The organism is Pedobacter agri PB92, assembly GCF_000258495.1.
Taxonomy (GTDB): Bacteria; Bacteroidota; Bacteroidia; order Sphingobacteriales; family Sphingobacteriaceae; genus Pedobacter; species Pedobacter agri.
The window spans coordinates 1-10979 of sequence record NZ_AJLG01000167.1; the positions used below are offsets into that span (position 1 = coordinate 1).

Annotated in this window: 6 protein-coding genes; all 6 read right to left on the minus strand. The window is 36.7% G+C overall.

Annotated elements, in window-relative coordinates; all coding sequences use genetic code 11:
* Positions 1–314: 314 nt before the first annotated feature.
* On the minus strand, positions 315–851 hold the full coding sequence (locus ON09_RS19090; RefSeq protein WP_010602669.1) for a DUF3347 domain-containing protein: 537 nt from the start codon (positions 849–851) through the stop codon (positions 315–317).
* A 2-nt stretch (positions 852–853) separates the two neighbouring features.
* On the minus strand, positions 854–3301 hold the full coding sequence (locus tag ON09_RS19095) for a zinc-dependent metalloprotease (protein WP_010602670.1): 2448 nt from the start codon (positions 3299–3301) through the stop codon (positions 854–856).
* A gap of 1 nt (position 3302) precedes the next feature.
* On the minus strand, positions 3303–4727 hold the full coding sequence (locus tag ON09_RS19100; protein WP_010602671.1) for a RagB/SusD family nutrient uptake outer membrane protein: 1425 nt from the start codon (positions 4725–4727) through the stop codon (positions 3303–3305).
* 7 nt (positions 4728–4734) lie between these two features.
* Positions 4735–8337 carry a SusC/RagA family TonB-linked outer membrane protein gene (locus tag ON09_RS19105; RefSeq protein ID WP_157259008.1) on the minus strand — a complete coding sequence of 1201 codons (3603 nt, stop codon included), beginning with the start codon at positions 8335–8337 and terminating at the stop codon, positions 4735–4737.
* 44 nt (positions 8338–8381) lie between these two features.
* The gene (locus ON09_RS19110) at positions 8382–9521 is read right to left on the minus strand and encodes a FecR family protein (RefSeq protein WP_010602673.1); all 1140 of its coding nucleotides are present in this window, start codon (positions 9519–9521) and stop codon (positions 8382–8384) included.
* Positions 9522–9585: 64 nt separating this feature from the next.
* Positions 9586–9984, minus strand: a complete 399-nt coding sequence (locus tag ON09_RS24445; RefSeq protein ID WP_157259009.1) for an RNA polymerase sigma factor — start codon at positions 9982–9984, stop codon at positions 9586–9588.
* Positions 9985–10979 lie beyond the last annotated feature (995 nt).

Sequence of the window (10979 nt, forward strand, 5' to 3'; positions counted from 1 at the left end):
ACGTACACACTCTCAAACCAGAACTTTGAGTCTTTCATACCGCAAAAAAAGCTGCGGTATTTTTGCAATATCCATTTAGCCTCTTTAAACACAAACTTCTCCAATAATTTGCTTGTTATTTATACTATTCGTTAACATATCTATATAACCTTCGGCTAGAAACAATAATAGCCTAAACATTTATTCAGTTCAAGTGCATATCGTATTATTCAACCGACTCACTATATAAAACGTGGTTAAGAATCAAGCATAAAATAAGCTGCAAGAAACATCCGTTATCCTGCAGCTATCAATCATTAACTATAATTAAGTTCTTATTTTTCTGCGATCACTTCACCGCAGGTAAGCATATTCTTTGGATAATACGGGTTTTCAATCTTCTTATCATCACTAACCCATGTAGTACCCATCATCGGACATTTTTGCTTGTAAAGCATCATATTTTCAGGTTTTACCTTCTCTACGATTGACCAAAATTGAATGGATAACTTTTCAAATAACTTCCGCTGTTCATTTATTGATGGTGAAACAGCAATACTGTCAGCTAATGCTTTGATATCTTTACGGGCAGTGGTAGCTGTATTCATTTCATCCAACGTCAATTTCTTAAATTTAAATTTCCCAAAAGCGGTAGAAAATTCTGATGCAGCCGTAGCTGTTTTTTTAAAATCGGAAACAACCAGGCTGTTTTTCATGGCTAAATAATGAGCAACCACTCTTTTCTTCTGCTCCTCTCGTTGTTGAGCCAGTTCTGGTGTGGCTACTTCTTGCGCAGATGTTTTAACCTGAGCACTTGTATTGATGTTCACTGCAATTATTAAAATTATTGCAGCGATAATGTAATTCTTCATTTTTAAGGGTTTAAGCTTGTTTTCTTTAAAATTTTATCTATATCTATAGTTATATCTTGGAGATGTAGCTGATCGATTCCTGAAGTTAGTGGGGCGAGCTCTTCTACCTTTTTTCTAATGGCTTTGATATGAGCAATGGCTTCCAACCTGACATCACTACGCTGGGCATTACTCATCATCTTTCCGTCAGCAACATCTTTTGGATTGATCAACATACCTAATTTTTCTATGTAAGATCGTTGTAAACTCCTTAGATAAGTATTTTGCTGAATGTCAGTCGAGGTTTTTTTCCAAACTGTTGGCAATAAATCATTTAAGAACTCGCTAACTGGGTACGGATCGGTAGAATTTAACGCTTTCTGGCTCAAGTTATACAGCATGCCAGCGCTCAAAAACATGTTTAACATCTGCGATTGCTGATCAGAAATTTGCTCCATGGGTTTCAGATCAATAAATTTTGAAATTTCTGCAGGATACATCCACAGGGGTGCTTCAAAAACCTGCCGTCCCACGTATCCTACTACGCTTTTTACCTTCGCTTTCGGAACCTCCGCATAAATCACTCCTTTCTCATCCACACTTCTTTTGGTTACATAGCGATTGCCGATATTTTTCATTACATGATACAAATAACGGCTATATTGCTTCACCACGTCCTTATGCAATTCTTCCAGATTATTGTACTGGTCGCCAGGCTCATAAGTCCACTGATTTAAATTAGCAACTACCCTTTTCAGGTTTTTGATTCCATATTCACTTGCAGCAATTGCATCATCTCCCAAATCTTCAGATTGACTTCTCGGATCTTCATCTTTTCCTTCCCCGCCAAACCATAATCTTGGATTTTTAGTCAATGTATCTGTTGTAATCTTCGCCAATAGTTTTTCTTCTTCATACTCATCTTTCACTTTATCAAAATAGCGGTAACCCCAGTTAATTGCCCATTTGTCGTAAGCCCCTATTCTGGCATAAATTCCTTTAGGCGAAATATTATCTTCAGGCTGCGCCACGTAATTAAATCTGGCATAATCCATAATAGAAACGGTATGGCCATTTTTCTCCACCCAGGCTTTGTCACGTAATTTCTCAACAGGTGTCTGGCTGCTCGCCCCCATATTGTGCCTTAATCCGAGGGTATGTCCGAGTTCATGTGAAGAAACAAAGCGAATCAACTGCCCCATCAGTTCATCATCGAACTGCATTTTCTGCGCCCTTTTATCTATTGGCCCTGCCTGAATCATATACCAGTTGTGCACCAGTTTCATCACATTGTGATACCACCCTACATGGCTTTCCATAATTTCCCCACTGCGTGGATCACTGATTCTTGGTCCGTAAGCATTTGGTGTTTCAGAAGCATAATACCTGATTACAGAAAAACGGGCATCCTCCAAACTCATTGTGGTATCATTAGCTGGCCACTCCTTTCCGATGATCGCATTTTTAAAACCGGCCTGCTCGAAAGCTTTTTGCCAGTCATTTATTCCTTGAATTAAATAACTGCGCCATTTTTTTGGTGTCGCCGGATCGATATAATAAACAATTTGCTTTTTCGGCTCTACTAAAACTCCCCTGTTGTATTTTGACAAATCTTCTTTTTTAGGTTCCAAACGGTAGCGCTGTACAATATATTTTGTTTGCGTACGCTGATAATCTTCATCAAAAAGAATGTACTTGTTATTAAAATAGCCCACACGTTCATCAGATAAACGCTTTCTCATGGGCACCTTTGGCAATAGAATAAACGATGTGTTTAACCGCAAGGTTACCGCTCCAGTTAATGCACCTGCTGGAATACCAAGTCCAGCGCTAGCATAGGTTTTTGTGGTTTTGATTTCAGCATTTAGAGGATAACAGGCAATACGCTCAATGAAAGAACGGTCATCAGCTAAACTGTTTAACTTTTTGGATGACTTCTCATCCGCAGGAATAGAAACCACCGGGATATCTTTTTTGAAAAAATCAGTCACATCGATTACATAATTTCCAGTTATTGGATTTTTGGCTTTGATATCAAAATTTGCCACAATAGGACTTTCCTGCGATTGCATCACCGCCTGATAAATTGGTCCATCCGTATTTTTAGTTTCCTGGCGGTAAACAACTCCTTTTAAAAAGAGGTTATTATTGTTTCCTTTTTGAAAGTAAAGCGTCTGTTCATTCACTTTCTCCCCACCGAAACTGCCAAAGCCCTGAGGTGTGGTAATGTAACGGGTAACGGCAAGTAAGTAACGCCCTAACAAAGTATCAGGCACCTCGAAATACCATTTCTGATCTACCTGCCGAACATTAAAAAGTCCATCTTGTCCAATTGCCGTTGCCGGAATTACCTTGGCATATTCTACAGGTGCTTTTTTCGCAGAACTGTCAGGTTTTGTAACCGATTTCTGACCAAATGCTGTTAGCGAGAGCGCAAATGAAATCGGAAATAAAATTTGTTTAAAATTCATCTTAAAACGGAAGGGTTTCGTTGGTATTTAATCTTAAGTTAGGGTTGAGTTTCATTGCTCCTGATGGGAATGGAATGATATACAATCTTGAATTCGGACTCAGGGAATAGGTAACTTGAGGAACAGTTTTATTTACAATGGGAAAAGTATGTGTAACTGTCTTAGCATAATCAGGCTCATTGTTTAGCCTTTTCAAATCAAAAAACCGATGAAATCCAAGTAGCAATTCTTTCCTTCTCTCCTCGATAATGATATTCATAGTTCCCTTTATAGTTCCTGGTACTGGAAGAGTCGTTATACCACTTAAAATACGCTTAGCCCTTAATTGATTAATTATACCCATAGCCTCTGAAAGACTGCCTTCCCGGGCATAACACTCCGCTAACATCAAGTATACCTCAGTAGTTTTCATTCCAACTGTTGGGTAAAAGAACTTGGTATAATTAACACTGAAATAAGCTGTTCCGGCACCAGGATCAAGCAAACTTGTGCTTGTGGTGTTCATAAACAGATTAAATCTTGCATCATTTGCTCCAAAAAGCTTAACCAATTCTGGGCTTAGAATACAGGTGTAGGCAAAACTCATTTCCGTATATCCAGTCATATACATAAAGCTCAATACCTCTTGATTTTCTCCTGCTAAAACAGGAAGCGTACTGGGCCCACCTAATTTGCTGTATGCTACTAAATCATATATCGTATTATTATAACTTAATGATTTTTGAGCAGCTTCTTTAGCCAAAGAAAACTCATGTTTAAATAGATGAATTTTAGCTTTTAAACCATAAGCAAACGCTAAAGAAGGATGGTATGGATCAACAGTTACTTTTTGAAGATAAGGGAGTGCATCTTCGATATCTTTTTGAATAAAATCGTATACCTGAGCAACTGTTGATTTTATTGGTTTTGCTTCGAGATCATATTTGTCCATTATACAAATGCCACCATCAGTAGCTGCAGTAGCTGGATCATATGCCTTTGCGTACACGTTTACCAACATAAAATGATCAAATGCCCTGTAAATTTTAGCTTCAGCTTTAGCTAACTGCTTGATATTATCCTCACCTTTACTCCCATCTACAAGTGATATAACTGTATTCCATCGATTAATGTAAGAATAAGTCTGATTATAGAAGGATGATCCTGATAACAAATTAGTACGGGCATCACTATCATCAAAAGTGAAATTAATAATGTCGATGCTTTTTCTCTGACCAATTACATAAGATTCACGAATCCACTGATCATCAACCAGGTATTGAAAATTATTAATTGGATAAGCTCTATTGGGTAATGAAACTAATTTATAATAGTCTTCAGCAGTTTCCACTACTATGGAACCTGTTGGAACGACGTCAGTATATTTTTCACAACCCGATACCAGAACTGCCAGTAAGATTGTTACTATGTATGAATATTTTTTCATCTTTTAATTAAAAAGTTACATTAAGACCAAGAATAAAGGTTTTAGGTATTTGCAATGATCTGGTGCCAGAATTTGCAGAATAGGTTTCAGGATCGATATCGTCGCCAGCCGCACTCCAATACCATAAATTGTTAACCTGACCTGATACACGAACATTACTAACGTGAATTAAACGGCTAACTTGCTGAGGTAAATTATAGGACAGTATGATGTTACGCAACTTAATGTATGAAGCATCTAGCACCTGAATATCAGAATATTTCCATAATGAACTCAATGTGGAAGCATAATTTAATGCCGACGTTGCATAATCTACATATAGACGTGGCAATTCACTAGTTGTAGTGGCTGTCCATCTTTGTGTAATATCCTGATCGTAAACTGTGTTCGATGATAAATCAGTTACGTCTTTTCTTAATTTGTTACCGCCCGAAAAAACCAGCATTGCGCTTAATTCAAAACTTTTATAGCTCACTCTTTGACTGAATGATCCAGAATATAATGGTGTTAAAGATCCCATGTTTACAATAGCGCTTGTATTTGTGATATCTTTTACTGCTGTAGGCACTCCTGCAGCGTTGAAGGTAACGTTAGAATTTCCATTTTCATCTAAAAAATATGGATAACCATTTGTCATACCTCCATATCGATAAGCGTATAAAGAATTAAATTGTTGATTGATGAAAAAGTAATTAGCTGGTGCACCCACATATGAATAAGCATTTTGAGCAGCAGTATTAACCTCCATTACTTTATTTTTATTGAAGCCGATTACAAATTGCGAACTAAATGTTAAATCATTGTTTTTATACCAATCGCCTGTAAGGTTTAATTCAATGCCTCTGTTTCTCAACGCACCATTATTTAATATCCTCGATATTGCGCCAACAGTTGGATCTAATTCTGTAGTTACGAGTAAATCGTTGCTGTATTTGCTGTAGAAATCTACACTTCCCCTTAATCTGTTGTTTAAAGTTGAAAAATCGATACCAAAATTAGTTGAGGCAACTTTCTCCCAACGTAATTTAGGATTTGGAAGTGTTGATATGTTGGTGTATTGAAGTGAAGGGAATAAAACATCATTTCTTAATGTTGCCGTTAAATATGGCGATGAGCTTTGATCAACATTACCATTTATTCCATAGGTTGCCCTTACTTTAAGCATGTTTAACCATTCTATATTTTTCAAAAACTCCTCGCGGTTGGCATTCCAACCCAAACCAACTGACCAAAGTGGACGATTTTTGTATTGAGGATCTACACCAAATAAGTCTGCCTGGTCTACACGAACACTTCCAGTTAAGTTATATTTCCCCTGAAAAGTATAGCTCATATTGCTGTAAGCAGAAAGGTATCTATGTTTAATTTGCTCTTGTTTAGTTGCCAAAGCACTTAAAGTACGCGTACCTCCAATATAACTGGTTATACCTGCGGTACTCAAAGTAGCCATATTTAACGTAGTCGAGCTTAAAGTAACTGGATCATAACCATACCTTACGGTTTCCAAACTTCTTGGTGTTAGCGTTTGCCTCATCTCTACCCCAGCAATTGCAGCTATATTATGTTCCTGATTTTTGCCAAAACTATTATCATAACTTAACTGATTTCTAAAGGTATAGCTGTTACTTTTTCTATTGAGTTGATAATATCTGCCACCATCAGGTAAATTACGGGTATAAATTCCTGTTGTGGCATTGTAACTTGTTAAATAATTATAGGCATAACGCATTCTATAACTATTCTTATCATAAAAAGATTCACTATCAGCATTTCTATTTTCATATTGAAACTGCATGCTGTAGCTTAAACCCTTGTAAATATTCGCCTTTAAGTTTGCAAACGTCCGTATGTTTATTGCTTTATTTTTGGCTAAACCCTCTTGCATCGATTCAAGAAGATTAAAACCAAATGATTTGAAATTGTTATTGTTTTTTAAAGTTGAAATTACCGCCCCATTTACTGCACCAGAAGAGCTAAAGCCGTCGTTTAAATTCACATAATCGGAATAAACCAGATTTCCGTTTGCATCAGTAATTTGTGCATATCTTGGCTGTAACAGATAGTTTGTATAATCAAAATTACTTGTTGTACTTGTATTATATGAAGCATTTATACCAATTGTGGCGGTTAACCATTTTTTTAAGTTAAACGTCGATTTGTTATAAATGTTAAAGTTTTCGGAGTTGTCATATTTCATGCGCTCATCTGATGCATCATAATTCAGTGACAGATAATTGCTACTCTTTCCGTTACCAGAGTTGAAAGACAAATTATAACGCTGCCTTACTTCATTTTGCCAAATATTATCAACGTAATCTTTAATGTAATCATTCTGCCTTAATTGATTAATAGTGTTATTTAACTGAGTAGTAGTAATAGCTCCGGTAGCTTGCTGACGATATAGTTCGTACAGTGGTGAATAATATTTTATTGTGCCATTATTCACGTTTCCATAGCCACTAAACATCGATTCTGTAGTAGTAAAACGAGCTCTTTCTGTATTATACACTGCAGTTTCATAATCTATTAAATCACTTGTCGATGCGTAATGCATCTTAGCTATATCAGGTTTTCCTGAAATAAATAAATCAGCATTTAAAGTGATGTTTACACCCTTTGCTTTTCCACCTTTGGTCGCAATTACAATAACGCCATTACCAGATCTTGAACCATATATTGATGCTGCTGCACCATCTTTTAATACTGTAATTGACTCTACATCATATGGATTAATCTGGTCAAGAGTAAGTTCTGAAGGCAAACCATCTACCACTATCAAAGGGCTTGTGCCTACATTAGCAGAGTAGGTACCAACACCTCTTAATACTGGTTGATCTGCACTCAATCCATTAGGATTTTTGGTATACATCAAACCGGCAACTTTACCTTCCAGGGCTGCTAACAAATCGGGATTAATTTGCCTGTTTAATGTTGCACTATCAACAACTGCAAATGATCCTGTTTGTCTTTCTTTTGGTAAAGATTGAAATCCATTTACTACCACATCAGCCAGTAATGATGAGTTTGCCATCAGTTTAACAGTGACAACTTTCAAAGCAGCATCTTTATCAAATTTTTGTGTAGCGGAAAGGTATCCGATATAATTAATATCCAAAGTATTAAACTGGCTATTTAGGTTCATGTTAAAGTGACCGTTTCCATCTGTGGTTGTATATCTATTTGTACCTTTGATTTTTACAGATGCCCCGGGTAATGGCCCGCCCAGACTGTCGGTGACCATACCATGGAGCATGTAGTCCTCCAGATTTTCAAAAACAGCTTTTAATACAATTGTTCTGTTGTTACGAATTTCATAACTAAAAGCTTGCCCTTTAACTACCGCATCCATCAATGTTTTAATATTTGATGTGCTTAGGCTCAGATCAATCGGCTTAGCTTTTTTTACCAATTCAGCATCATAAACAAATTCGTAGGATGTTTTTGTTGATATCTCTGAAATAACACTGTTAAGTGGCGCTTTGTTAAAGTTGTACTGGGTATTTTGCGCATTTACATCAAACGAAATTAACATCGTTATTAATAAAAATGCAGACCAGTTTAATAAATAGCCGCATCCCGATCGGACGAAGCGAAAGTAGTGGTTTGTCATAAAAATTAGTTTGGTTGGTTGTTAGTTGACGACGACGGGGAATCTTACTCTTCTAATACAATTTTATTCGCTTTCAAATTAAATTCTAGGCCTGTAGCTTTTGAAATGTTTCCCAGCACCTCATCAATATCCGCCCTGCGGGATATTTTCATGTAGAGATTTTTCTTCGGTAAAACTGTCAAATCTACTTCGACGTTATACCATCTGGCTAACTTCTGCATTACAACAGCCAATGGCGTATCATTAAACAAAAATTCGCCTTTGGTCCATGCGCTAAAATCCTCAGCAGAAACATTACGCACATTTAATGTACTGTAACCTGCAATTACCTGCTGATTTGGTTTTAAAACAACTTTGCCGCTTGTGTTGGAGAATTGAATACTGCCCTCCAATAAAGTTGCTTCCGTTCCTTCATTTTCAGGATAGCTGCTTACGTTAAACTGTGTGCCTAAGACTTTAATTTCACTGCCACCGATGGCCACAATAAAAGGTTTCTCAGGATTTTTTGTTACGTTAAAGAAAGCCTCTCCTTCTACATAAACCTTCCTTTCCGGTCCGCGAAAATCCATCGGGAAGATTAGTTTTGAGCCGGCATTCAACATCACAACCGAGCCGTCGCCCAGTGTAATCCTGTACTCACCACCATTTGGCGTTTCCAGGGTATTCAATTTAGAAGCAGTTGCAGCATCAGCATTTACGGCCATGTAAACGATTGAACCGTCAGCCTTCTTAATAATCTGAATACCACCTTGCGCATAAATCACTCCCTTTTGAACTGCTCCGAGTTTAGCTTTTGCACCATTAAAACTTAAGGTGGCGATAGCAGCACCCGGAACGACGTTATGGGTGGGATTCAAAAACTTAAAGATCATCAGGCCAATTGAAAAAAACACTAAAATGGCAGCGGCAATTTTTACTATTTCAGACCTAAGTACTCTGAGCAAGTTGCTTTCCGGCTTGGCAAATAGCTGTTTCGTGAGATTTGAATAAATCAAATCAAGTCTCGGCTGATCAGTTTCGCTTAAATCTTGTGTGTCCTTCTCAAATTCGGCACGGATCAATCTTTCCAACTCCTCCTGATCAGCATTGCCGAAGTAATCAAAAAGTTGATTCAATTGGGCAGCACTGCTTTTCTCAGCAAGAAATTTTCCGAATAATTCTGGTTTTGAAGTGTTTTCTTCCATCGTTGTCATAGTATAATATGCACGAGATTGCGAAACACACTATTCATGCTTTGTTTTTTTTATTTTATTTTTTGAGGTAAGCCGCAATGCAAAGCAGAATGAATTCCTGAGCGTGAAAAAAGACATATCGTTTGATATATTTGGTAGCACTGACCAGTTGATTACTCACCGTTGATGGACTTAAAGACAATATTTCTGCGGCTTCCTGGTAGCTCTTTCCTTCTATCCTACAAAGCTTAAAAATCTCTTTACGTTGTGCAGGAAGCTTTTCTATCGCTTCATTCAACAAGGAAAGACGTTCCTTATTGAAAATATAATCTTCTGTTTGATTGTAGAATTCCGCAAAAGTTTCCAGAAGATGCCTTTGCATTTTGATATCAAGCGCTAATTTGCGGTAATAGGCATAGATGGTATTCTGAGCGATGGTAAAAATCCAGCCTTTGAATGATTTTTCGAGATCGATTTCCGATTTATTTAGCCAGACTTTTTAAAAAAACAATCCTGCATTAATTCATCAGCAATTTCACTTGATTTAATCATTCGCTGCATCTTTGGAAGCAACATTTTACTATATCTAGCATAAATGAAATCAAAAGCATCCCTTTTCCCAACTTTTAAGTCTTCGAGGTATCTTAATTCTTCGCTATCGTTCAGATTATCAAAGGGCATTTACGCAAAAATACAAATTAAGCCTATAAAATCTTAACATTTACCTATCTATGGCGCAGAATAATGGTTTTTAAATGATTCCAAGATTCAGAAAACTAGAAAAACAGCAAAGCCAAACCAGTTGATTTAACGATTTAGCTTATAACTAATGCTATTTTTTCGACTTCCAAATAAAAGATTAATTAATCCAACCATTAAATAGCAAATTTCTTGATATCTTTTGATGAGTTTAATTGCTATTGAAGCAAAAGGCTAGTCAAGTATTTGATGCTTACGGGCTTCATACGACTTTATTTATTTACAAATGAATATTTTCGGCTATTATGAACCTTTGATAGATAATTGATACCCTTCCTTCCCGGTGGCGGATGAAACCATTTAATAAATCTTTCTTCCCAGGAGGTATGCCATGACTCCACTTTTCACGCGAAATTCCAGGAAAGCCCAAAGCACATCGTAAATATATAGCGATTGGAACGATTGCTCTAGTTGCATTTCTGCTCACCGAAAGAAATTTATATTCATCTTATCGGCCTAACTTACTGAATATTAGCCAGCTATACCTATATACTAAAGCATTTATTTTTCATTCAAAAATGGTAGACAACTTTAGATTACCCGACAAATAGGCAATGCCTTCAATTAATTTTGTCGTAAAAAGATTGCCAACAGATAAAATAAAATGAACAAGATCCTGTTATGTTGGAAATAATAACAATCGAACGTGAAATCATAAATACGCCTACTGAAATAAACGAAATTGGAATTTTTAAAATTTCATATAATGAA

Coding starts and splice junctions, on each gene's coding strand:
- ON09_RS19110 (WP_010602673.1), bottom strand. CDS start 9,521: ATGGAAGAAAACACTTCAAAACCAGAATTATTCGGAAAATTTCTTGCT.
- ON09_RS19090 (WP_010602669.1), bottom strand. CDS start 851: ATGAAGAATTACATTATCGCTGCAATAATTTTAATAATTGCAGTGAAC.
- ON09_RS19095 (WP_010602670.1), bottom strand. CDS start 3,301: ATGAATTTTAAACAAATTTTATTTCCGATTTCATTTGCGCTCTCGCTA.
- ON09_RS19105 (WP_157259008.1), bottom strand. CDS start 8,337: ATGACAAACCACTACTTTCGCTTCGTCCGATCGGGATGCGGCTATTTA.
- ON09_RS19100 (WP_010602671.1), bottom strand. CDS start 4,727: ATGAAAAAATATTCATACATAGTAACAATCTTACTGGCAGTTCTGGTA.